Annotated in this window: 20 protein-coding genes; 12 read left to right on the top strand and 8 right to left on the bottom strand. The window is 40.8% G+C overall.

Annotated elements, in window-relative coordinates; all coding sequences use genetic code 11:
• Positions 1–3: 3 nt before the first annotated feature.
• Both BLQ87_RS03965 and BLQ87_RS03960 read right to left on the bottom strand, forming a co-directional pair.
• Positions 4–3,240, bottom strand: a complete 3,237-nt coding sequence (locus BLQ87_RS03965) for a DUF1553 domain-containing protein (protein WP_216857762.1) — start codon at positions 3,238–3,240, stop codon at positions 4–6.
• A 355-nt stretch (positions 3,241–3,595) separates the two neighbouring features.
• Positions 3,596–4,216 carry a hypothetical protein gene (locus BLQ87_RS03960; RefSeq protein WP_172664807.1) on the bottom strand — a complete coding sequence of 207 codons (621 nt, stop codon included), beginning with the start codon at positions 4,214–4,216 and terminating at the stop codon, positions 3,596–3,598.
• Between the two features lie 536 nt (positions 4,217–4,752).
• Between BLQ87_RS03960 and BLQ87_RS03955 the strand changes: the two genes are divergently transcribed.
• The 8 genes from BLQ87_RS03955 to BLQ87_RS03915 all read left to right on the top strand — a co-directional run bounded on the left by BLQ87_RS03955 (position 4,753) and on the right by BLQ87_RS03915 (position 13,525).
• A complete protein-coding gene (locus BLQ87_RS03955; protein ID WP_074604940.1) occupies positions 4,753–6,981 on the top strand; it encodes an alpha-L-fucosidase in 2,229 nt (742 codons plus the stop codon).
• Positions 6,982–7,081: 100 nt separating this feature from the next.
• Positions 7,082–7,987 (top strand): NmrA family NAD(P)-binding protein, encoded by a 906-nt coding sequence (locus tag BLQ87_RS03950; RefSeq protein WP_074604805.1) that lies wholly within the window; start codon positions 7,082–7,084, stop codon positions 7,985–7,987.
• A gap of 84 nt (positions 7,988–8,071) precedes the next feature.
• Positions 8,072–8,995, top strand: a complete 924-nt coding sequence (locus BLQ87_RS03945; RefSeq protein ID WP_074604804.1) for a helix-turn-helix domain-containing protein — start codon at positions 8,072–8,074, stop codon at positions 8,993–8,995.
• Positions 8,996–9,080: 85 nt separating this feature from the next.
• Positions 9,081–9,662, top strand: coding sequence for a dihydrofolate reductase family protein (locus BLQ87_RS03940; RefSeq protein ID WP_074604803.1), 582 nt, complete (start codon positions 9,081–9,083; stop codon positions 9,660–9,662).
• A 137-nt stretch (positions 9,663–9,799) separates the two neighbouring features.
• Positions 9,800–10,387: a DUF4142 domain-containing protein gene (locus BLQ87_RS03935; RefSeq protein ID WP_074604802.1), complete on the top strand. Its 588-nt coding sequence runs from the start codon at positions 9,800–9,802 to the stop codon at positions 10,385–10,387.
• A 547-nt stretch (positions 10,388–10,934) separates the two neighbouring features.
• Positions 10,935–11,276, top strand: a complete 342-nt coding sequence (locus BLQ87_RS03925) for a TfoX/Sxy family protein (RefSeq protein WP_074604800.1) — start codon at positions 10,935–10,937, stop codon at positions 11,274–11,276.
• Positions 11,277–11,357: 81 nt separating this feature from the next.
• Positions 11,358–11,846, top strand: coding sequence for a DUF1569 domain-containing protein (locus BLQ87_RS03920; RefSeq protein WP_074604799.1), 489 nt, complete (start codon positions 11,358–11,360; stop codon positions 11,844–11,846).
• Positions 11,847–11,941: 95 nt separating this feature from the next.
• Positions 11,942–13,525 carry a Na+/H+ antiporter gene (locus BLQ87_RS03915; RefSeq protein WP_074604798.1) on the top strand — a complete coding sequence of 528 codons (1,584 nt, stop codon included), beginning with the start codon at positions 11,942–11,944 and terminating at the stop codon, positions 13,523–13,525.
• On the opposite strand, the gene BLQ87_RS03910 is transcribed toward BLQ87_RS03915, so the two are convergent.
• Complete coding sequence (locus BLQ87_RS03910; RefSeq protein WP_083361669.1) at positions 13,518–14,291, bottom strand: GDSL-type esterase/lipase family protein; 774 nt, start codon at positions 14,289–14,291, stop codon at positions 13,518–13,520. The two genes, BLQ87_RS03915 and BLQ87_RS03910, sit on opposite strands and share 8 nt — an antisense overlap.
• A 323-nt stretch (positions 14,292–14,614) precedes the next feature.
• Positions 14,615–15,133 (bottom strand): DUF2199 domain-containing protein, encoded by a 519-nt coding sequence (locus BLQ87_RS03900; RefSeq protein WP_245723789.1) that lies wholly within the window; start codon positions 15,131–15,133, stop codon positions 14,615–14,617.
• Between the two features lie 377 nt (positions 15,134–15,510).
• Here BLQ87_RS03900 and BLQ87_RS03895 point away from each other — a divergent pair, with 377 nt between their 5' ends.
• Entirely contained in the window at positions 15,511–15,756 is a 246-nt protein-coding gene (locus BLQ87_RS03895) for a helix-turn-helix domain-containing protein (protein WP_074604795.1), read from the top strand.
• Between the two features lie 118 nt (positions 15,757–15,874).
• On the opposite strand, the gene BLQ87_RS03890 is transcribed toward BLQ87_RS03895, so the two are convergent.
• Positions 15,875–16,213 (bottom strand): hypothetical protein, encoded by a 339-nt coding sequence (locus BLQ87_RS03890; protein WP_143010331.1) that lies wholly within the window; start codon positions 16,211–16,213, stop codon positions 15,875–15,877.
• Positions 16,214–16,317: 104 nt separating this feature from the next.
• Positions 16,318–16,563 (bottom strand): helix-turn-helix domain-containing protein, encoded by a 246-nt coding sequence (locus tag BLQ87_RS03885; RefSeq protein WP_074604793.1) that lies wholly within the window; start codon positions 16,561–16,563, stop codon positions 16,318–16,320.
• 224 nt (positions 16,564–16,787) lie between these two features.
• Here BLQ87_RS03885 and BLQ87_RS03880 point away from each other — a divergent pair, with 224 nt between their 5' ends.
• From BLQ87_RS03880 to BLQ87_RS03870, 3 genes are read left to right on the top strand one after another with little or no spacing between them, the layout of a single operon-like run.
• Positions 16,788–18,104 carry a TlpA family protein disulfide reductase gene (locus tag BLQ87_RS03880; RefSeq protein WP_074604792.1) on the top strand — a complete coding sequence of 439 codons (1,317 nt, stop codon included), beginning with the start codon at positions 16,788–16,790 and terminating at the stop codon, positions 18,102–18,104.
• Positions 18,105–18,137: 33 nt separating this feature from the next.
• Positions 18,138–21,329, top strand: a complete 3,192-nt coding sequence (locus BLQ87_RS03875) for a SusC/RagA family TonB-linked outer membrane protein (RefSeq protein WP_074604791.1) — start codon at positions 18,138–18,140, stop codon at positions 21,327–21,329.
• Positions 21,330–21,362: 33 nt separating this feature from the next.
• Positions 21,363–22,748 carry a RagB/SusD family nutrient uptake outer membrane protein gene (locus tag BLQ87_RS03870; RefSeq protein ID WP_074604790.1) on the top strand — a complete coding sequence of 462 codons (1,386 nt, stop codon included), beginning with the start codon at positions 21,363–21,365 and terminating at the stop codon, positions 22,746–22,748.
• Positions 22,749–22,753: 5 nt separating this feature from the next.
• Here the strand turns inward: BLQ87_RS03870 and BLQ87_RS03865 are convergent, their stop codons facing one another.
• Both BLQ87_RS03865 and BLQ87_RS03860 read right to left on the bottom strand, forming a co-directional pair.
• The gene (locus tag BLQ87_RS03865; RefSeq protein ID WP_143010330.1) at positions 22,754–23,071 is read right to left on the bottom strand and encodes a hypothetical protein; all 318 of its coding nucleotides are present in this window, start codon (positions 23,069–23,071) and stop codon (positions 22,754–22,756) included.
• 46 nt (positions 23,072–23,117) lie between these two features.
• Positions 23,118–23,597 carry a MauE/DoxX family redox-associated membrane protein gene (locus tag BLQ87_RS03860; RefSeq protein ID WP_083361668.1) on the bottom strand — a complete coding sequence of 160 codons (480 nt, stop codon included), beginning with the start codon at positions 23,595–23,597 and terminating at the stop codon, positions 23,118–23,120.
• Positions 23,598–23,630 lie beyond the last annotated feature (33 nt).

Genomic DNA, 23,630 nt, shown 5'->3' with positions numbered 1-23,630 from the left:
AGGTTATCTTTTTGTTAATGTTGCATCTGAATTTAATATGGTACTGGCAACAACTGCATTTGCAGCAATCATGGCACGATCCATTATTTTATTAACCTGATATTGGCCGGCATTGAGCCAACCGCTTTGTTTTTCAGGGTTTTGCCTGAATTTCTTCAACTCCATTTGCTGTAAAGCAGACAATAGTTCCAGCTCTTTTGACTGTACTAAACGGCCTGTAAGCTTTCTATAAGTTTGCGCTATAGCCTGACGACTGTCAGCCGACCGGGTCATCTGTTCACCCAACACCTTTGCCGCTTCCAAAAAAGTAGGATCATTCAAGGTGACCAGTGCCTGCAAAGGAGTATTCGTTTTTTGTCTTCGGGTAATGCAGTAGCTTCTTGAAGTGGCATCAAAGGTTGATAATGTAGGATTAGGTACAGACCTTTTAACAACAACATACAAGCTACGGCGATACACATCGGCACCTTTATCCTGAGTATATGAAGTATTATTGATTTCCCAAAGGCCATCCGGTTGATAAGGTTTAACACTTTTTCCACCAATTTTCGGGTTCAATAGTCCACTTGCCATCAATGCGTTATCCCGTATCATTTCGGCCGACATCCGATAAGCCGGGCCATGAGAAATCAGTCGGTTTTCAGGGTCTTTTTCACGTGCTTCTTTGCTTGCCCTGGAATCTTGCCTATAAGTGGCCGACATCACGATCTTTTTGTTCAATTCCTTTACATTCCATCCCGATTCCAGGAAAGAAACAGCCAACCAATCCAACAGTTCCAAATGACTAGGCATCTCTCCCTGATTTCCAAAATCCTCTGAAGTTTTCACTAAACCTACACCAAAGAAATTCTGCCAAAGGCGATTTACTGCAACCCGGGCAGTTAGCGGGTGATCACGATTAGTGAGCCATTGCGCTAAACCATACCTGTTTTTGGGCAGGTTTTTAGGATAAGGCAATATACTTTCTGGAGTATTGGGAAATACCTGCGCTCCGGGCATATCATAATTCCCACGTTTAAGTAAGAAAGTCTTTTTAGGCTTCGTCATTTCCCGCATCACCATCAGCTCCGGAATATTGGCGGTAGAATCTGACAGATTAGTGCGCAATACCTTTAGTTCATTTTCGGCTTTCTTCAACAGCGGATCAACCACATTAAAATAATACTGTCTAAATGAATTGATCTCCGCATCTGTTAGTTTTGGTTTTGCAGCTAATTGATTCCAACTTATCTTTCTCGCCAAAACACTTACTTCCATTGGAGTTAGTGTACGGTTATACACCGAAATATCATCTATCTTACCGTCTTTAAAACCACGACCACGCCACCAGGCTCCTATTTGCAAACCAGGCTGTGCACCATCTGAAAATAGGATATCCTTGTCTAGCCTATCCATACCAGTTTCCATTTTCATTTCTGCACCATCAAGATATAATTTTAAACCAGCGGCTTTTGAAGAACCATCATAAGTCATGGTTAGCTGTATCCATTTATCACGTGGCACATTATCAATACTAAGTTTAGTTATCGCATTTGCAGGATAAGCATGCGCCATATTCAATTCCAGCTTATTGTCTTTCAAATAAAGATGATATCCCTTAAAATTATACAAGCGCTCAGCTATGCTTTTATGAAAAATTACACCTTCGGTAAGCGCTTTAGGAATATTAACCCAAAGCCCTATGCTAAATGGCTCAGATTTACGAAAAACGCCCACCTGATTCAGATCAAGCCAGGTATCACCATCCAATACCAAACCTTTACCCGCGCTCCCCGGAATAAAAACGGCGGCTTCTCCTGGCCCGCCTGCATCACGCTTCATCACACCAATCTGCTTACGATCTATTTCATCGTTTAAATTTCCTTTATCAAAGTTAAAGTAAGCCTGCAACCCATCTACCGGCATCTTCCCGGCAGACAATTTCTTATAATCCTTTCTATCAAGAAAGTTCTGAAAACCTGCTTCCTCCTTAACTTTTTTCTCTTTTATTTTTTGCTCCTGTACCGCGATGGTCTTATTAATATAACTGATCACCCGCTCTTTTTCTGAGTCAGGGAGCAACAACGTTGGACCCGGCATCGTATCATCAAATGAAATCTGCCCAGCCTCTTTCACATTATTAAAAAAGCTGAACAACTGATAGTAATTCTTTTGTGAGATGGGATCGTACTTATGGTCGTGGCATTTTGCACAACCCACCGATAAGCCCAACATGGCATCGCCAAAAGTATTGGTACGGTCAATTACATATTCCGTTTGAAACTCCTGTTCAATAATTCCACCCTCCATATTTTGCTGATGGTTGCGATTAAAAGCAGTTGCAATCAACATTTCGCGCGTTGGATTTGGCATAAGATCACCCGCAAGTTGCCATTGCATAAATTTGTCGTAAGCCATATTAGTATTGAAAGCTTTAATTACCCAATCGCGATATGGCGACATATCTCTCAACCTATCTACAGTATATCCATGAGAATCAGCAAAACGTGCAACATCAAGCCAATCAACAGCCATTTTTTCTCCATAATGTTGTGAACGGAGCAAACGGTCGACTTGTTTCTCATATGCATTGGATGACTTATCTTTCAAAAAAGCATCAATTTCCGATATGGTTGGTGGCAAACCTGTTAAGTCCAATGATACTCTCCGGAGCAACAGCTCCTTATTGGCCTCAGGCGATTGCTTTAACTGCTGTTTTTGCAACTTTTCGACAATGAAATTATCGATAGGATTATTCACTTTAGCGGCCTCATCAACTTTCGGTGTTTCAATTTTAACTGGTTTTACAAAAGCCCAATGTGGCTTATATACTGCTCCCTCCTTTATCCATCTGATGAGTGTTGCTTTTTCAATGGCCGTAAGGTTAAGATGTGATTCCGGTGTAGGCATTTTATACTTCGGATCAGCAGATATGATCCTATGAAAAGCTTCACTATTGTCGAGATTACCAGGATCAATAGCCACTTTGCCTTTACTTTCCGGTAATTCAGCATAAGCAAAATCAGCATGATCCAATCGTAGGCCAGCTTTTTGCTTTGCTTTATCCGGGCCATGACAAGCAAAACATTTATCAGAAAGTATTGGTTTTACATCTATGTTATAGTCGAGGGATTTTGGCAAAGTTTCATATGCTTCCTCCACGTCTTTTGGCAGCTTGGGTCCGGAAGATGAATATAAGTAGATACCAATGCTAACTAAAAGCACCGCACCCAACAACATAAAAATTAGTCGACGCATCATATAAATCTAATTAGAATTATGCTTGTTTGGCTTAACACCTGGCCAAATCTGTAACTCAGCTCCTTTAGCAAAGGCGGCCTAATGCACAAACAAATGATTGTACATACATTTACACATAAATAAAGCTAAACATTTTAAACCAAACGAAATACATCTTATCTTGCTTAATAGTGATGTTTTTTTTTTTGCGCTACAATTCTTGTTTGAAAATACGCTTCCAAAAGGATAAAAAAGGCATACCCATAGCGGGTACTTCCGGGCAGCCCAGACTCCGCCAGCACTGCTATCCGGTTACAAAGGATACCTCCAAAGTGATGGCTCCAGCTGTTATAAAACTATATTTAGATTGTAGTTATCAATCGTCTAATGTCCTATTCCCCTCCTCTTCCCAATCCACGGTTGTAATGGCCCGGGTCTGGGCTTTATTTAAAAGCTTGATACTGCCGTCCATATATTGGATTTTTATCGCATCTAATGAAAGATATTTAGCAGTAGAAGAATAAAAGGTGTTTTCAAAGCTGTAATCGCCATAATCACCACTTTTAATTGGACCTATCGCCCTAACTGTTTTAGTTCCAATCTTATCACTTACCGGATTGCGGGCAGTGACTGTGATGTAGACATATTTTATGGTCTTTTCGGAATCAGATAAATTGGATATCGTGATATCGAAGCCAATAGAATAATCCTCTCCTGTTACTTTATACTCCAGTATAGCTGTTTTATGAAGATCATAGGCCCGATAGTTAATGACATCAACTTTTACAGCGCTATCCCCATCAAAAGAAATCTTCGCATTATTCTTCCTAAAAATCAAATTTTTTATACCATCCTCTTCCTCAATCTCCCGGGATACCTTTCCGAATGTTTCAGTGAGGAAAGCCTTAGTGAGCTGACCACTGTCTAAATGTCTTTTAAGCTCCGCATAAAAACTGTAGGAATATATATAGTCATTGTAATCATACTTCTTCAACATTATTGGAATTTTTGACACAAACTCCTTCTTATTTAGCAATAAAAAAACCGGTTTATTAGTTAACCTCTGATACATAACTTCACCATAAGAGGTAGATACCACATCCACATCCGAGATGCCAAGAGAATCCTTCATATTGTTTATAGAAGTAACTTTATAGGGTATTTTTTTCCCGTTTGGGTAATAGGCAAATCTTTGAGCCTGAGTGCTAAAAGCGCACAAAAACAATAAAAAGCAGATTGAAAGTGTATATTTTATAGACACATTGAGATCGTTAAATGAAATACTGCTTCAATGTTAGGAATAAAATATTCAATTAACAATTTATATTGACAATGGTGCTTTCATTGCAGAGGCCAGGAAACATCCCTTTGTCTTCTGATATTCAGAAAACAAATAGTCGGATTTGTACAAGAAAAAGTCCATTTAGGCCAAATTTTATTCGGTTTGCTTTAGTACATTTGATTTCAACCAAATTATCCGGATGACCGGTGATGCTGGCAAACGGATGCAAACTGACACTAAACACATCATTAATGAAAAAAATATTTATCAGCGTCCTGGCCGGCGCAGTATTTTATTTAAATGCACAGGCACAAAACAATACGATAACCCTACAAAATACAATCCCGGTAACCGCAAATGACACAGAATCCTCGATTATAGCGAAAGCAGCCCATGTAGTACCAACCGCCAATCAACTTGCTGCCTTAAAAAACGAGTTCATTGCCTTTATCCACTTTGGGCCTAACACTTTTACCCGCATGGAATGGGGAAATGGCAAAGAAGATCCAAAGATTTTCGATTTAAAAGAACTGCATACAGATCAGTGGTGCCAATCGATGAAATCTGCAGGAATGAAAATGGTCATCCTGACTGCAAAACACCATGACGGATTCGTACTTTGGCAAAGCCGGTATACGACACATGGAATCATGTCGACAGGTTTTCAGAATGGCCAGGGAGATATCGTGAAAGCACTCTCCGCTTCCTGCAAAAAATATGGCTTAAAACTAGGAATTTACTTGTCGCCGGCCGACCTTTTCCAGATCGAAAGTGCCAGCGGCTTGTATGGTAATTTAAGTAAAGTGAACAAACGTACCATTCCGGGAAAGATTGCCGGCAGACCTTTTGCCAACAAAACCAAATTTGAGTTTGAGGTAGATGATTACAATGAATATTTTCTTAACCAGCTATTCGAGCTCCTAACAGAATATGGTCCGATCGATGAAGTTTGGTTTGATGGTGCCCACCCGAAAACAAAAGGAGGTCAGAAATACAATTATGCAGCCTGGAAAAAACTAATCCACACTTTAGCACCTAAGGCAGTTATTTTTGGCAAAGAAGATATCCGTTGGTGTGGCAATGAGGCTGGCGGAACGCGAAATACGGAATGGAATATTATTCCCTATACTGAAAATCCCAAAACTGCAATTAATTTTCCGGATTTAACTGAGGAATCCCTGGGTGCCAGAAATGAGTTGTATAAAGGGAAATATTTACACTATCAGCAGGCAGAAACGAATACTTCCATACGTGAGGGCTGGTTTTACCGGGATGATGAAAGACAAAAAGTGCGCAGTACCGATGATGTTTTTGACATTTATGAAAGAGCAGTTGGCGGCAATTCGACCTTCTTATTGAACATTCCGCCAAACCGGGAAGGCAAATTCTCTCCGGAGGATGTAAAAGTCCTGAGCGAGGTAGGTAAACGCATCAACGAAACTTATGGCAAAAATTTATTCGCCACTGCAAAAGGCCCAAAACAAGTACTGGATAAAAGCTTAAATACTTATCTGTTGCTAACAAAACCAGAAAACAGCATAGAAATTACAACTGGCAGCCCCGTTACCATCAACAGAATTGTTTTGCAGGAGGCGATCGCGTCCCATAGTGAACGGGTGGAAGAACATATCCTTGAGGCCTGGATTGACAATAAATGGCAGAAAATTGCTGCTGCAACGAATATTGGTTATAAGCGCATATTGCGTTTTCCGGAAGTTACTGCTTCACGATTCAGAGTAAAAGTACTGTCATCGAGGGCTACTCCGGCAATTGCCACAATTGAAGCACATTATTACCGCTCAAAACCAACTCAGCTTCAATTCGACAGGGACCTGAATGGTTTAGTAACCATATCGCCCAAAAAACATGAATTTGGATGGAAACCACATGGACAGGATGCCACTGGAAACCTGGGTACCGGTACTGAAATTTATTACACTACAGATGGTACTGAGCCCTCCTCCTCTTCAAAAAAATACACGGTGCCTGTCCTCGTCGTTAATGCCGAGGTCAAAGCCATCGCCATCGCTAATCATGAAAAAGGCAGTGTTGCCAAAGAAGCATTTGGCCTGCTCCAGAAAAACTGGAAATTATTAGCAGTACAGACTGGATCAGATCAAGCGGCAAAGGCTTTTGATGCAAACAAAGAAACGTATTGGCAGGCGGAATTCAATGATCAAACCGCTCCGATGACCATAGATTTGGGTGCTGTACACCGGTTAACAGCTTTCATTTATACACCTCCCAAAGCTTTTTTGGATGGTATGATTGAAAAGGGAATGATCGAGATCAGCAAGGACGGTAAAAACTGGGAGCCTATAGAAAATTTTGAATTTGGAAACCTGATTAACGATCCAACCGCCAGAACACACTATTTTAAAAATGAAATATCCACCCGGTATATAAAAATAAAACCCATCGCAATTGCTGGAAATAAAAAGTCGGTTGCCATTGCAGAACTGAATTTCCTGGAAAAATAAATGAAAGGATGATCGCTAAATTTGGCTACAACATAGCGACTTTTGGCTACATCCTTCCTGTTCATTGTTCGGACTTTTGACTCAACAAAAAAAGCAAAACATGAACATCGTACTTACAGGCTCACTTGGAAACATTGGGAAGCCACTTACAGAAACACTGGTCAGCAACGGCCATGCAGTCACCGTGATCAGCAGCAATGCCGAACGTCAGGCAGAAATTGAACGCCTTGGCGCGAAAGCAGCCATTGGCACATTGCAGGATGTAGATTTCCTGGCGGAAACCTTCAAAGGCGCGGACATGGTTTACCTTATGGAGACCATGGAAGCCGCCGGAAATATGTTTGATCAATCTGTGGACTTTATCAGCGAGATTACTAAAATCGGCGAAAACTACAAAGCGGCTGTCGAACGCGCCGGTATAAAGCAGCTGATCCACCTCAGCAGCATCGGCGCACATACGAATAAAGGAACCGGGATCATCCGTTTCCACCACAATGTCGAGACTATTCTTCGACAACTGCCGGCCGGGATAGCGATCAAGTTTATCCGGCCGGTTAGCTTCTACATCAACCTGTTTTCTACTATTCATCAGATCAAATCGCGGGGAGCCCTCGTTTCCAATTATGGTGGTGATGTGAAAGAGCCATGGGTCTCGCCGAAAGACATTGCTGCTGTCATTGCCGAAGAAGTGGACAGACCATTTGAGGGAAAAACCATACGTTACGTCGCAAGTGATGAGGTTTCGCCCAATGAGATTGCTCAGGTGCTGGGGGAAGCCATCGGCAAACCCGACTTGAAATGGCAGGTTGTTCCAAGCCAGCAGTTGCTGAATGATTGGCTGAGCATAGGTTTTAATGAACAGGTAGCCAGGGGCTTTATCGAGCTGCAGGAAAGCCAGGGTAATGGCCAGCTTTATGAGGATTACCATCAGCACAAACCTTCCTTAGGCAAAGTGAAACTGAAAGACTTCGCCAAAGATTTTGCCGAAGCTTATGAAAGGGAATAAAGTTCCTGCTTAATGTTCTATTAAATTATTTATTAATTTCGGATTAAAGGTAAAGACATCGCAGGATCGGTAGCAGGCAAACGCATGAGAAAAATAAAAAAATTAAAGACAATTACCGCGTTTCATCAGACCAGAGGTCTTACTCCGCCCGAGCATCCCCTGATCAGTATTGTGAATTATACGGATATACAAATGCAACCGGAATACTTTGACTGCAAATGGACCTTTGATTTTTATTTAATAGCACTTAAAAAGAATATTGGCGGTAAAGTAATGTACGGTCAGCAGTCGTATGATTTTGACGAAGGCGTCATGTTCTTTATCGCTCCGGGACAGGTATTCGGCATAGAACAAATTACCGGTACCCCTGCTAATAAATCGGGTTGGATGTTGCTCATCCACCCGGATTTTTTATGGGGTACGCCTTTGGCCGGGGGGATAAAGAAATATGAGTATTTCAGTTATGCCATCCACGAAGCGCTGTTTGTATCCAAAAAGGAAGAGGATACCCTGATGGACATCATCAGCAACATCGAGCGGGAATATCACGCCAACATTGACAAGTTTAGTCAGGGGATTATTATTTCTCAGATAGAGACCTTGCTTAATTACTCAGATCGATTTTACAATCGCCAGTTTATTACCCGAAAGCGGGCCGGTCATCAAATGCTGGAGCAGTTGGAATCATTATTTTCCGCTTATTTCGGCGAGGACATTGCGGGCAAAAAAGGCCTGCCTAGGGTGCAGTATTTCGCGGAAAGGCTAAATCTCTCGCCGAAATACTTAAGCTCGATGCTGAAGACGCTAACAGGCCAAACCGCACAGCAGTTTATCCATGAGCAGCTGATAGAATTGGCCAAAGAGAAACTGTCCGTCACTTCCCTTAGCGTAGGCGAAATCGCTTATATGTTAGGGTTTGAGCATTCTCAGTCCTTTAACAAACTATTCAAAAGTAAAACCTCCTTCAGTCCGCTGGAATTTCGAAAATCGTTTGACCAACAGAATTGAGACGTAATCACCCCCTTTGATTGTCATTTTCCCCACTCTCGGATTTAGAAAGGCCGCAGTATATTTGAAATACAAATCTATAATTATGAGAAAGTTAGTAATGAAAATGTCGCTTTCACTAGACGGCTTCGTGTGCGATGCAAATGGCAAGAACGATTGGATCTTCAAAACCGGAGACGAGGAGTCATTGGCCTGGAGTGTTGAGAAAAGCAGTGACGCGAGCTTACTGATTATGGGCAGAAAGTCGTTTGAGCTGATGGCACCTTACTGGCCGACAGCGACCGGTCCTTTTGCCGCACCGATGAACCAGATCCCCAAGGCGGTCTTTACCAGAAAAGGATTTAAAGGCATCGATGCCGGAACGGCACAGCAGACCGCCGCCGAAGCTTCCTGGACAGAGGCACAGGTTTTCGACGGCGATCTTGCGGAAGAGATCATAGCACTTAAAGCAGGGGCCGGAAAACCGATCGTTGCATTTGGTGGTGCGGAGTTTATGCAAAGCCTCATCGCAACGGGTCTCATCGATGAATACCACCTGGCCGTCCATCCGGTTGTATTGGGTTTGGGCCTGCCAATTTTTACAGGTTGTAAAATACCGTTTTACCTGAAGCTGACAGAGGTAAAGGCTTTCCCGGGAGGAGTCGTTGCACTGACCTACTCTTCGTAGACATCCACCGACTAATAAATGATCTTACCTGCTATAGCCCTTACCTGAGCGCTATTAAAACCAGACGTCCTGTGGTTTGTTTATATAAGTGGTTTAAAAAAAATGTTTAACTGTTATAAAAACAAAATCTAGCCGTTATGAAAAAATTAGTGTATTTATTATCTATTTCTGTAGCTGGTTTTGCATTCCAGGGATGCAACAGCGGAACAAAAGATGCCAGGAATACAGCCGACAGTCTGAACACAGTTAAGGACACGACTTCCAACGTTATGGCTACAGGAGGAATCGCCGTAGAAGCGTCAGATGCAGAGTTTGCTACAAAAGCAGCTGTGGGAGGAATGGCTGAAGTTGAATTCGGAAATCTCGCACTTGAAAAAACCAACAATCCCCAGGTTAAAGATTTCGCAAACATGATGGTCAATGACCATGGTAAAGCCAATGAAGAACTGAAGGCAATAGCCAAAATGAAAAATATCACCTTACCTGGCGCCTTAGATGAGGAGCATCAGAAAAAGATGACTGAACTGAATGGGAAAACCGAAAAAGACTTTGACAAAGCCTATGTGGATGCAATGGTAAACGGCCACGAGAAAACGCTTAAACTGATGCAGGATGAGGCGATTGATAGCAAGGATGCGGACTTAAAAGCCTTTGCTTCCAAAACTACTCCAGTGGTAAAGGCACACCTGGTAATGATTAAAAAGATTCAGGACAGTATGAATTAGTAGCTGACAGGCAGATCTCAACTTGAATAAGTCCCGGCCGTTGCCGGGACTTATTCAGTTTAGGTAAAATAGCTGTTAAACCCAAAAGCCTGTGTCAAATCACGCAAGCCTTAAAAATAATCCTTTAGCCCGTGTGGCAATCAGTTGAACACGTCAGGCAACCATTGGCAGTAGAATAAGTCCTTTTTGCTTCAGTTACTGCAGGACCACAAGAGGAATATTCTCCCAAATAGCTTCTATTTTCCGGAAGTGGCAGATATCTGCAGCTCTCGTGATGTACCTCATGATCGCCATTGCTCTGTGCACGCTTGTTTACATAGTACTTTTTCATATATATCTATTTTTGTTTAATCAAAAATAGTACTGCAGTTTTTTATCTCTATACGGGAAACCGTAGATAAGACAAAGATCTTTGACCGTTAACAAAACATCAAGCAACCCTAGGATCAAAATGTTTGAAATGGAAAAAAAACATTCCATAAAAGCACAAAGCCAAATAGATAAACATTCACTATATTTAAATTAACATCCATCAAATTATAGAAATATGGCTTATGACGAACAACTGGCTAATCAGGTACGGGAATTACTCTCTGACCGTGAAGATGTAACTGAAAAGGAAATGTTCAGTGGAATATGCTTTATGGTCGATCATAAAATGTGTATCTGTGTCTCAGGCACTGAATTATTATGCCGCATAGGTTCAGCAAAAGTTGGGGTAGAACTGGAGAACGGTAATTGCAGGAACATGATGAACAACGGCAGAATAATGAAAGACTACGTTTACGTTGAAGACACCGCTATTGACAACTTAAAAAAACTGAAATATTGGGTTGACCTCTGCCTCGAATTTAACCCAATGGCCAAGTTATCTAAGAAGAAAGGCTAACAGGATATTGTCTCATCTCCCCCCTTTTATTGTCTGTTTCGCATAGTAATCAATTGAAAATGGGTGATAACTTTACCAGAAATGATGAAAACAAATGACACTATAGGAGCACCATTCAGATTGGTTGACACCCCTAACCGCCTGAGCCTGGAAACCTTGTTCAGGCAACTTCAACCCGGCACAATTGCAATCTGGGGGAAAATGACACCACAACAAATGATAGAACACCTCATTGACCAGGTTCAATATACCAATGGCACAAAAGAACCCTTTTGTGAAGTTTCCGAAGAACAGGCAAAATTGGCCAAACAAGCCAATATTTACGGGCCACTGGAAATACCAAGAAATGTAACCCGGGGAGTGCTTCCGGCGAAATTAATCTATCCGGATCTGGTTACCGCCATCCGACAGTTAATGAAGGAGCTGGATGATTTTGACAAATACTTTTCCGATCCGGAAACCACCGCCGTCCATGGTGCATTCGGCCCCATGAATTACGATGAATGGCTAATCTGGCATAGTAAGCATTTTACCCACCACCTCAATCAATTTGGATTAAAGAAGTACTAACCGCCATTTTTTACATCTAAATGCCTGATTCTTTTTTATCTTCATATTTCGGGCAGAAGCCTGGCCTATTGCCGATATTCAAAAGAATTTAACCTATGCATACCATTCTACCTTTTCTGTTGGCCATTATAGCTGCAATCGTGCTGTTGAATATGTGGGCTGCCAAACTTAAAATCGCTTACCCTATTCTATTGGTTGTTGCCGGATTACTGGTCAGCTTTATCCCCGGGCTCCCAGCTGTAAAAATTGATCCTGACCTTATATTTTTCATATTTCTGCCCCCCTTGTTGTTTTCAGCCGCCTGGTCCATTTCTTTTAAAGAGATGAAAAAATGGTGGCGCATCATCGGTAGTTTTGCTTTCCTGGTGGTGTTTTTCACTGCGCTTTCTGTGGCTCTGGTGACCAATCATTTGATTCCGGGATTTACCATTGCTTTGGGATTTTTATTGGGCGGGATTGTATCGCCACCCGATGCGGTAAGTACGGGAGCGATCACTAAGTTTGTAAAAATCCCCAGATCAACTTCAGCAATCCTGGAAGGCGAAAGCTTATTGAATGATGCTTCTTCATTGATCATCTTTCGATTTGCACTCGTAGCGGTTGGCACAGGCCAGTTCATATGGCAGGAAGCCGCACTTAGCTTTCTCTGGATGGTGATTGGCGGTGTCGGCATTGGTTTACTGCTGGGCTGGATATTTGTGCAGAGTCATAAAAGATTACCGACGGATGCCCCCTCAGATATTGCGCTCACCCTTATTGAGCCTTATTTTATTTACTGGATTGCAGAACAGGTTCATAGCTCGGGTGTAATGGCGGTGGTAAGTACCGGTTTATATATGTCTGCAAGAAGGTTAACTTTCCTGAACAGCGCCAGCCGCATTAAGGGACACAGTGTATGGGAAAGTTTTATATTCATTTTGAATGGTATTGTCTTCCTCATTATCGGTCTGGCATTGCCGGAAATCGTTGATGGGTTACGAGCGAAAGGCATTCCTTTAGGCACCGCCATTGGTTATGGCCTATTGGTAACCGGAGTGTTGGTTGGAGCCCGGGTCATCAGTTCCTACGCTGCGATGACCGCCACACTGATCTTCCGGCCCAGTGTAGCGCCACGTGCGAGTTCCAGAAGAATGCGAATCACAATGCCCCTACTGCTTGGCTGGACAGGAATGCGTGGTGTCGTGTCTTTAGCCGCGGCATTGGCTATCCCGGTTACTTTAGCTGATGGCACTGCATTTCCATACCGGAACCTGATCCTATTCATCACCTTTGTGGTCATTTTACTTACACTGGTGGTGCAAGGACTTACCCTTCCCTATTTCATAAAACGTACCGGTTCATTTGGCGGGATATTTAATGAAGAAGCAGAGGAATTGGCCAGGCGGGAAATGAAGCAGGGTTTGAGGAAACATGCATATCAGTTTCTTAAAAACAAGTACGAGAATGAACTAAAGGGCCATGCAGGCATGGAAAAAATCATGAAACATTGGGAGGAAAAAGCACAAGCTGCTGACGACAGCTGGATGAACGATGAAACGAAAGCGATTTTTGTCGGCTTGCTCGAAAGCCAGCGGGAATACCTGTCGGAACTCAATAAAGACGTTTCCGTTGATGAAGAAATCATTCGTCAGCAATTGTATCAGATAGACCTGGAAGAAGAGCGGCTAAAAATTATTTAATTGCTTTTAGAATTCCCTTTGCCCAAAATCCAGCTAAACGTTTAGAGCCCTCAGCATTGGGATGCAAATAAAAGGTACCGTGCTTGCCCTCCTCAGCCTTAAACAACTTTTCAGGGTTCTTTTGAAAAAAGCCATAAGCAGCTTTTTCTCCTAAATAAACTTTATTTGGATGGCTAAGTTTCTGCTCCGCATATAAGGCTTCGATTTGCGAAAAATAACTGTTTAGCCGATCGAGCCCTTCCTGCATATATCCTGCGTTGTTGTGTGTATTGGGACTGTACCAAAGTGGGTATTGCAGGACAAATTTAGCATCAGGGTATTTGTTAATCAGGGTATTGATCAGGACATTCAAATTATCTTTGTACTCAATGGCCTGGACAGGTGCACCATTTGGGCCAAACATCGCACTATCGTTTGTGCCCAACATGATAGAGAACAATAATACCGCGGTTTTATCTTGTGCAAAGCTATCGGCTGCCTGCAGTACTTTAGAGAAATCAATGTTGTTCTTTGGCAAAAAATCTACAGTGGTATGTCCACTAAACCCTTTATTATTAACGTTTACTAAGGTAATATCTTTACGATCCCTCAACAGCTTCGCCACATAGATTGGTGGAGCTTCTGTTTTTGAATCTGCTAAAGCACTGCCCTCAGTAATGCTATCGCCAATAAAAACAATATTTATTTTTTGCGCTTTTTTGCCTGAAAAAGAAGTCAGCACAAAAAGCAAGAGCAAACAGGTGTAGTTAAAGATAGGTTTCATCATTTTTAAAGGTCGATAATTTTAACCAGATTTTTAAATCGTTCCTGATGGTTGATTCATGGGCTAGAAAAGTGACACCATTACCTTGTAATTAAGCGTTTTATAATTAACTTGCAGTAAAATAAAACAAACATGGATCGTATCATCAACATTACACTGATTTCCTGTGTGATCATTTTAATTACAATCTTGACTTTTGAGTTTTTAAACTCAAAAGAAGGATTAGCTGGTCGGTTCCCCTACCCTTTAATCACATCAATCTGTGCCCTTTATTTTATTAAAATGAAGCGGGCGAGACTTATTCAACAAAACTTAGAGCAGAAGGACTAAACTCCCAACATCGCAGCAATCCTGCGTTCGGCCTCTTTCAATGAAATTCCCGCAAAATAATCCTGAACAAATGGATGGTTAGGATCTTCATGAGGAACCACATCAGGACGTTGACTGCCTTTTCTCGTTTCCACATTCATTGGAATTGAACCACTGTACTCATAGTCAGGAAGCCAGTTTGACAACCAGCCAAAGTAAACCACCTCATGATTTTCATTGTTAAAATTCTCACTGTAATCCAGGAAACTCTTTTCACTCAATGACACCCATACCCCATAATCCAATCCTTCACAGCTTCCTATTACCTTTTGAGTCAAGGTGACCCGTATAAAAAAGTCAATCTGATCCGGATATTCAATGACGCAAAAATCTTCATTGAGTTCTGTTTGTCCGTATTGTTTTTCCTCCTCACTGAGCGAACCATAACTGGAAGGGTATGGAAAAGCCAGCGCAGGCCATTCGTAATGTTCTTTGCCGCATGATGGGCAAATGAAAGTGTTTAAAGCATTCATCATTGCCCCAAAATTAAAATAAATTCCCTACCTCCGCTCAAATGATCTTAATTGATTGCCTGAATAATCCCTAAAACACAAAAGCCTCAGAGAAATCCAAGGCTTTTGTGTTTTAGGGGCATCTAATTTATAACCAGGGGAGATTATTATTTAAATGGTTCATCAGTAAAGTCTTTCAAAAATTTTTCATAGTGATACTTTTATTGGATAGACAATTAAAGGTAAAAAAAAGTATAGGGAATAACAAATATATCACATAATTGTGAATTACTTCAAAATACCGAGTGTTTGTGATAATAAAAGTAATATCATTAGATTTGCCGCCCAATGAATAAATGGGCTGAAATACCCGGAATACTTTAAACAATTACAAAAAATAAATGGAAGAGAACGACTTTGTCTCCATCTGGCTGGAAGAAAGCGGAAACCCCGCTATAGAGGAATTAGCGCAGTTGAATCTGGACGTTGCCCGTAAAACTGAAAAAATCTTAGCTGAGCAAGGCCTTTCCCCGAACGACCTTGCGATCTCTCTGGACATCAATCCAGACGAAATAAACAGGTGGCTCACAGGCAGGCATACCTTCAGTGCAAAGATTATAAAAGAAATTGCGGATACATTCGCTTGAATGTAAAAATGAATGCCTAATGCATTACAATTTCAACAAGGCTTTGACCGAACTTTTTTTCTGTTTTGAAATGGGAATCTTCTGACTGCTATAGTCCATGATCAGGTATCCGGAATCTTCATTTAGAATACTGTGCAAGATTCAAATAAGAAGTCTGATTAAACTTGTTGCTGATCAAACCGAGGTAGACCTCAAATTTCAGAAAAGCACCCGCTTTAAGAAAGGAAATCGCGACCTGTCCTTTCAGAACATCAATATCCTCTGCGTTTTTGACAGTATCCAGCTTGAAATCCCTGATGATACTGTGCAGCGAAAGCACATTTTTTTCCGGGTCTGTTTCTTTAGCCATCAGTTGAATCCGGCTTTGCAGGGTTTGGCTGGTTTGGGCTTCGGCATTCCAGGAGAGGCCAAAGAACATACTTAATAATAAGGTGCGGATCGTTTTCTTTTTTAACATAGGGTCAAAATTAAGCCCGGACATAGGCAAAAGAAAGACAGACTGTGAGAACAGCATATCTGGCTGTGAATCCGGTAACCGGTCCGCATAAAATATCCTTCCGACTATATCATCGGTTTTTTAGGTAAAAACTCTTGTGGAGACATCCCAAAATGATCCGCTAATTTTGCAATATGAGCAAGATTATATTTTGCTCTGTTTTTTGGACTCTCTACATTCGTAATGAATGTTCTACCCACATTTAATACCACAGCTATGTCTTGCTGATTGAGCTTTCTCTGACTTCTTAATTTGATGACGTAATCAATCACAAACTGATCAATCGGAGCTATATCATTTTTTTCATTCATCGTACAGTAAAGGAATAAAAAATAAATAATCAAAAAGCCATACACTTATGGCGAATTCTCTATATATTCAACAAAATTCAACTTTAAAGATACAATCGAAATTCAAATACTTTAATTGTTTAATTAAACAAGTCACAAAACCCCAATAGTGGCAAATCAAAGAATCAGATTAACGAACACCAAAACATCAACAAAAATCCTTTTATAAATTAAAATTAATCAAGATGAACAAATTAACGATATGCATCGCCATGGCCATGCATTGCCTTTTTTTCAAGGCAGACGCGCAGACCGCAGACCCACTGAAAGACAGTATTAAATCCCTAAAAATCGGTGATCAAATTCCTGAAGCATTGTGGAATATGCCTTTAAAAGTGGTAAACCATCCGGAAGGGAAAGAGACGGTTACGCTGAACGATTACAGAGGGAAATTAATCATCCTGGACTTTTGGGCGACATGGTGTTTCTCCTGCATCGTTGCCATGCCAAAAATGCATCACGCAGCGCAACCGTTTAAAGACAAATTAATTATACTTCCGGTGACATTTGAAGAAAAAAACAAGGTAGAACCCTTTATAAAAACGAATCAAACGCTCTCAGCTTTGAACTTATCAAGCGTCTATGGCCATAACTTACTTAGGAAGACTTTCCCACATCGAGTCCTCCCCCATTGCGTCTGGATATCTGCTGATGGAAGGGTAATCACACAAAGTTCATCAAGAGAGGTAACTGCTAAAAATGTCCAGCTGGCATTAGACAACAATCCTTCATCTATTCGTCAGAAAATCGATCTGGATCCTAAAATCCCTGTTTTGCTAAGAAATGATCTGCTCAGCAATTTAGATCTGCAAAGCTATGGAATTCTTTTCAAAGGGTATTATGATGGACTAGGATCAGGACAAAATGAACTTAGAAATGAAAAAGGTGTTTTAACCGGCAAAACAATTAGAAATCTTCCGCTTATTGAAATATATACTGATGTGATCAGCCATCTGATGCCTTCGTCTGAAGATGCTTATGATCCCAAGCGATTGGTGATAAAAGTTAAGGACAAATCCCTATTGGTTAAAGATTATGCCAAAGCCGGCAGCTTATTTTCAATAAGCAATTTTTACACCTATTCGATGGTCGTACCGCCCAATAAAATTAACAAGCTCTATTCTTATATGCTGGAAGATCTAAACAGATACTCTGGTTATTATGGGAAAATCGAAAAGAGAAAGACAAAATGTCTGATTTTAAAAAGAACCAGCCGCAAGGATAAAATTAGCACAAAAGGCGGAGAGCCATTTAGCACATTGTTCTCATACACCAGATCCAGGCTGCAAAATCTTCCTCCTTCTTCACTCGCAGCTCAGATTAATGCGCTTGATATTATTAAAATTCCGGTTTTGAATGAAACGGGCTATACCACCAACATAGATATCGATCTCTCCGGTAATCCGGATTTCCCGACGCTGCAGAGGGAACTGAAAACATATGACCTCGAATTAATCGAAGCCGTTAGGGAGATCGACTTCTTCGTCATCACGGATCAATAAACTGCAAAATAACTCATTCATAATTTCTGTAAAATGAAACTAGCACTATTCCATATCATCCTATTATTTTGCGGTGTCCAGGCCTTTGGCCAGAAAATTATAACCGGCAAGATCATCACATCCGAATCAAAACAACCTTTGCCTGGTGCGACAATCAAGTCAATACCCGGAAATACTAAAAGCCTGGCAAAGCAAGACGGTATTTTTAATATCAGCGTTGATCCTCGTGATTCTATTCTTGAAGTATCATGCATTGGTTATTTACGTACCAGGGTTTATATTTCTTCATCTGCCCTACCTTTCGTTATTTCAATGAAAGCCGAAGAAAAAAATTTGAAGGAGGTCATCATTTCTTCTGGTTACCAGCAGTTACCAAAAGAAAGAGCAACAGGATCTTTTACAGCTATCGGCAATAAAAGATTCAATGAACAAGTGAGTACTGATATATTGAGCAGGTTGCCTGCGATAGCCAACGGATTAATCGCAGATAATAGCACAACTGCCGGAGAAGGGAAACTCATGATCAGAGGGTTGAGTACCATTAATGGCCCAAAGGCACCACTAATTGTTTTAGATAACTTCCCTTATGAAGGAAATATTGACAACATTAATCCCAATGATGTTGAATCGATCACTTTACTGAAAGATGCAGCTGCAAGCTCTATCTGGGGAGCCAGAGCCGGAAACGGAGTTATCGTCATCACGACTAAGAAAGGGGCTTTTAACAAGCCCCTAAGTATCGGGTTTAACATCAACACCACATTAAAAACTAAACCTAACCTGGGCTACCTTCGACAGATGTCTTCTTCTGATTTTATAGATGTGGAAGAAATGTTATATAAAAACAAATTTTATGAATCCAGGATTAATAATTCAAATAAGCCGCCCCTAACTCCTGTCGTAGAATTGTTGATCAAACACAACGGAGACATCACTAATCCTGACTATCGGAAAAACACAGCTCTTCTGAGAACATTTGACGTTAGAAGAGCGTACCATAAATACATGTATCAGGTTGGCCTTAACCAGCAATATGCACTGAATTTAGATGGCGGATCGCAAAAACATAATTGGATTGCTTCGGCGGGTTATGATCGCAATTCAAGCATTCTGAACGAAAAGTACCAACGCTTTAATCTAAGGTTTGGCCATACTTATCAGCCACTAAAAGATTTAAGAATTACTACAGACATATATTACACCCTAAACAGCAGCATTAGCGGCAGGCCGGGTTACGATAACATTAAGTCAGCTGCTTACGATTTATACCCATATGCTCGTTTTGCCGACGATAGTGGCAATCCCTTAACTATTGCCCAAAAAAGACAAAGTTATATTGAATCACTGGAAGGAGGAAAACTGCTCGACTGGAATTACTATCCATTGTTAGACTACAAGCATAGCCAAAACACAACAAGCACGACTGACATTTTATTTAATACCGGCATCAATTACACGTTGTTCAAAGGCCTCAATGCGGATCTAAAATATCAGTATGAACGTCAACAATCCACAGGTAAGAACCACCGGGATAAGGACAGCTATTTTTCAAGGAACCTGGTCAATACCTATACACAAATAAATCCTTCAACCGGAGAAGTGATTTACCGCGTTCCAAAAGGAGGAATATTAGATTTATCTAACCATCTGCTATTAGCCCATAATTTAAGAGGCCAATTGAATTTTAACCGCGTGTGGAATAAACATGAGGTTCATCTGATTGGAGGAACAGAATTTCGAGGTGCCCGCTCCACGGGTAACAATTATCGTATGTATGGCTATAATGCAGATATCCTCGCGATAGGACAGGTTGACTATACCAATCAATATCCGGAATACATTAGCAAAGAACTCTCTTATATTCCAGAAAATCAAAACCTGGAAGATGCCCTTTCCCGCTTTGTCTCTGTTTATGCAAATGGTTCGTATACCTATAATGATAAGTACATCATTTCTGCCAGTGCCCGACGGGATGCATCAAACCTTTTTGGTCTAAACACCAATGATAAATGGAATCTTTTATGGTCTGTAGGCGGTAGCTGGGATATCAGTAAAGAATCTTTCTATAAATCCAACCTTATACCCTACTTGCGCCTTAGAACAACTTACGGTTTTAGCGGAAATATTGACCCTAAAATGAGTGCGGTTAGCACGATACGTTTTTTAAAAGCACCAGCCAACAACCCAGGTCTGCCTTATGCTCAGTTCGATAACTATTCAAATCCAGACCTTAGATGGGAAACATCAGGAATGCTCAATTTTGGATTAGACTTTAGGTTTGCATCAAACAGGTTGGTGGGTAGTATTGAATACTATCGAAAAAACGGAGATCACTTGTTTGGCAATGCAATGATGGATGAGACCTATGGCGTGGGGCAGACATTGACTAAAAATGTAGCCAGGATCAAAGGTTCAGGAATAGATATAGAACTGAGCAGTATTAATATCAAACAGAAGAGGTTTAGCTGGGCAACTGATTTTAATTTTAATTACAATAAAGACGAGGTGGTAGATTACCTCATGGATACCAAAAACTCGGGTAATTTTATTAGCGCAGGAAGCATTTCTGGCGTTAAAGGAAAACCTATATTCTCCATATTTTCCTATAAATGGGCTGGATTAGATCCCGAAACCGGTGATCCGACCGGATATTTCGATGGAAAAAAAACAAATGACTATACTCAGTTAATGTATAACAGCTCTTTAAGTGACCTGAAATATAGCGGCCAGGTACTACCTGCTTTTTCAGGTTCCCTGGGAAATACCTTTTCCTATGGCGGGTTGTCTTTGAGTTTAAGCTTCAGCTATAAACTGGGGCATCATTTCAGACGAAATTCGATCGACTATTCTTCCTTATTTAATAGGGGGCTTGGTCATAGTGATTACGCGGCCAGATGGCAGCAACCAGGTGATGAGCACCATACAAACATTCCCTCAATGATATATGCGCTCAACACGAATAGAGATACCTTTTATTCGGGATCTTCGGTATTAGTCGAAAAAGCAGATCATATAAGAATGGAATATGTGATGTTATCCTATTCCCTAAACCAAAATCTGGTCAACAAGCTTGGAATGAAAAACCTAAGCATTTTCTTCAATGCAAGTAACCTGGGAATCATTTGGCGCGCCAACAAGCTCAGGCTAGATCCCGAATATCAGAATGGAAATACCTTACTGCCCTCAAAATATTTTTCCATCGGACTCAGGGCCAATGTCAATTAACCTGGCTTATTATTTAACACCACAATTATAGTTATGAATATTTTCAAAAAACTCAACATCATTAGCCTGCTGATTTTAGTACCTCTATTTCTGAACATGGGCTGTGAAAAATTTCTTGATGAAAAATCAAACCAGAAATTAGCGGTCCCAAAAACATTGGAAGATTTCCAGGCACTGCTGGACAATACCCTAAATATAAATCAATCTGGCCCATCTGAGGGAGAAATCAGTTCAGATGATTATTACCTAAGCGATGCAGACTGGGACAACCTGGGATATGGAACAGATAAAAACATCTATAACTGGGGAGATAAGATCATTCTTTCTGATAAGCCTGAATGTGGCTGGACATCGGGTTATAGAACCATTTATTATTGCAATACTATTTTGGAAGGTCTAAAAAAGATAGATCCTGGTACCGGACAAAGCCAACAATTTAACGACGTCAAGGGGCAGGCATTCTACAATAGGGCAAATGCTTTTTTTGATATGGCCATTGTCTGGTGTAAAGCATACGATGAGCAATCTTCATCAACTGATTTAGGATTACCCCTACACCTGACCTCCGATTTCAATGTAAAATTGAAACGGGCTAATTTAAAGCAAACCTATCAACAGATTGTTGATGATCTAAAAATAGCGATAGGTCTTCTTCCAAACAACCCAATTTCCAAATGGCGGAGTTCCAGAGCAGCAAGTTATGGGTTGCTGGCCAGAGTTTACCTATCAATGAGGGATTATGAGAATGCTTATTTAAACGCTGATTCCTGCCTGCAGATCCATAAAACACTGATGGATTACAGTACATTGAACAGCACTTCAAATACGCCTATAGCACTAAACAATGTAGAAGTAATTTTCAATCGGAATATGCAATCTACTGACCCTATTAGCGTACTCACAGCAAAAATCTCCGATGATTTATATAAATCTTATGCAGATGATGACTTGAGGAAAATTATCTTTTATAGATTAAGGCCGGATGGAGCATTCCGTTTTAAAGGGAGCTATCGGCAAGGCTCCTCCCTATTCAGTGGCGTGTCAACGAACGAAGTTTACCTGATTCGTGCGGAATGTTTAGCAAGAAATGGGCGTATAGAAGAAGGAATGGCTGATCTCAACTATTTACTCGTAAACAGATGGAAAAAGCAGAACGGACGGACTACTTTTATAGACTTAAAAACTGACTCCCAAGCCGAAGCTTTAAACTCCATCCTGGAACACAGAAGAAAAGAGCTAGTCATGAGAGGGTTGCGCTGGATGGACATTAAACGGCTAAATAAAGAAGGTGCCAATATTTCTCTAAAGCGAACAATTAACGGGCAAACCTACAGGCTACCCGCTAATGATCACCGCTTTGTTTTACCTATCCCCGAAGATGTGATACGTCTCTCCGGAATGCAACAAAACCCGCTATAAGAAATCTATCGACTATCTCTTCTATCATTTGAGGCTACAAGAAGTGCCGGTAAAGTATTATAACTTGATAAATAAGTATTAATAGATACTCCATCCGGCACATTTACAGAGCAAGGAACAAAGGTATTTGCGTCACAGATGAAATCCGGATCCTGTACTGTATCCCAATTCCCCGGTACTTTCATATCTACAAAATTGCTGCTAGGATGGTTATAATAATAAATAGTTGACCTTTTCAATTCTCCTTTAAATGAGCTCATTGCGATCATAAACCCGAGACCTAATACGAAGGCCATCAAGGGTAGTTTTTTTATTAGATTCATAAATTTATTTTTTTAATGTTCTTTTGAAAATTTTCACACTATAACCTCATACGTTCATGTCTTTTTCCTTCCTCCTTTCTCTGTGTTTAAAAGTTAAGATCAAACCTATAGCAGCTACTATAACAATAAACAGGTTCAATATAAAATTAGCACCCCAGCTGGCATGTTGTCCAAGCAAACCGATGCAGTTACAAGGCATAAAGCGATAAGCATCCAGCAAAGCCAGGCCAACATAGGCCGTAAACATCAGCATTAACAAAAAGCTAAGTGTCATACCCAGTAATCTAGTCGTGGAATAAACCAATAGTCCAGCAATCATAATTTCGAAAGCAGGTATTGCATAGCTCAACAGGTTACTTATTCCATTTGGAAAAACCTGACTATGCATTTCTTGTTTAAATGTGTCGAAATCATAGAGCTTAGATCCTGCCGAGTATAACCAGAACAGAATAAAGACCGTGTACAAGATCATCAGGTATGCTTCTCTCTTTTTAGAAGGATTTGGTCGTTTCGCTATCGTGTCCATTACTTTTGTATTTGTTAAATCATACCTTAAAGT

Origin of the sequence: Pedobacter steynii (assembly GCF_900103665.1) — a bacterium.
Classification (GTDB): Bacteria; Bacteroidota; Bacteroidia; order Sphingobacteriales; family Sphingobacteriaceae; genus Pedobacter; species Pedobacter steynii.
The sequence above is the reverse complement of the archived record's forward strand: the minus strand, read 5'-3'. Positions and strand labels throughout refer to the sequence as shown.

Bases quoted from the DNA above. Each gene is read 5' to 3' on its own strand.
- BLQ87_RS03965 (WP_216857762.1), bottom strand. From the start codon at position 3,240: ATGATGCGTCGACTAATTTTTATGTTGTTGGGTGCGGTGCTTTTAGTT.
- BLQ87_RS03960 (WP_172664807.1), bottom strand. From the start codon at position 4,216: ATGTTGAAGAAGTATGATTACAATGACTATATATATTCCTACAGTTTT.
- BLQ87_RS03955 (WP_074604940.1), top strand. From the start codon at position 4,753: ATGAAAAAAATATTTATCAGCGTCCTGGCCGGCGCAGTATTTTATTTA.
- BLQ87_RS03950 (WP_074604805.1), top strand. From the start codon at position 7,082: ATGAACATCGTACTTACAGGCTCACTTGGAAACATTGGGAAGCCACTT.
- BLQ87_RS03945 (WP_074604804.1), top strand. From the start codon at position 8,072: ATGAGAAAAATAAAAAAATTAAAGACAATTACCGCGTTTCATCAGACC.
- BLQ87_RS03940 (WP_074604803.1), top strand. From the start codon at position 9,081: ATGAGAAAGTTAGTAATGAAAATGTCGCTTTCACTAGACGGCTTCGTG.
- BLQ87_RS03935 (WP_074604802.1), top strand. From the start codon at position 9,800: ATGAAAAAATTAGTGTATTTATTATCTATTTCTGTAGCTGGTTTTGCA.
- BLQ87_RS03925 (WP_074604800.1), top strand. From the start codon at position 10,935: ATGGCTTATGACGAACAACTGGCTAATCAGGTACGGGAATTACTCTCT.
- BLQ87_RS03920 (WP_074604799.1), top strand. From the start codon at position 11,358: ATGATGAAAACAAATGACACTATAGGAGCACCATTCAGATTGGTTGAC.
- BLQ87_RS03915 (WP_074604798.1), top strand. From the start codon at position 11,942: ATGCATACCATTCTACCTTTTCTGTTGGCCATTATAGCTGCAATCGTG.
- BLQ87_RS03910 (WP_083361669.1), bottom strand. From the start codon at position 14,291: ATGATGAAACCTATCTTTAACTACACCTGTTTGCTCTTGCTTTTTGTG.
- BLQ87_RS03900 (WP_245723789.1), bottom strand. From the start codon at position 15,133: ATGATGAATGCTTTAAACACTTTCATTTGCCCATCATGCGGCAAAGAA.
- BLQ87_RS03895 (WP_074604795.1), top strand. From the start codon at position 15,511: ATGGAAGAGAACGACTTTGTCTCCATCTGGCTGGAAGAAAGCGGAAAC.
- BLQ87_RS03890 (WP_143010331.1), bottom strand. From the start codon at position 16,213: ATGTTAAAAAAGAAAACGATCCGCACCTTATTATTAAGTATGTTCTTT.
- BLQ87_RS03885 (WP_074604793.1), bottom strand. From the start codon at position 16,563: ATGAATGAAAAAAATGATATAGCTCCGATTGATCAGTTTGTGATTGAT.
- BLQ87_RS03880 (WP_074604792.1), top strand. From the start codon at position 16,788: ATGAACAAATTAACGATATGCATCGCCATGGCCATGCATTGCCTTTTT.
- BLQ87_RS03875 (WP_074604791.1), top strand. From the start codon at position 18,138: ATGAAACTAGCACTATTCCATATCATCCTATTATTTTGCGGTGTCCAG.
- BLQ87_RS03870 (WP_074604790.1), top strand. From the start codon at position 21,363: ATGAATATTTTCAAAAAACTCAACATCATTAGCCTGCTGATTTTAGTA.
- BLQ87_RS03865 (WP_143010330.1), bottom strand. From the start codon at position 23,071: ATGAATCTAATAAAAAAACTACCCTTGATGGCCTTCGTATTAGGTCTC.
- BLQ87_RS03860 (WP_083361668.1), bottom strand. From the start codon at position 23,597: ATGGACACGATAGCGAAACGACCAAATCCTTCTAAAAAGAGAGAAGCA.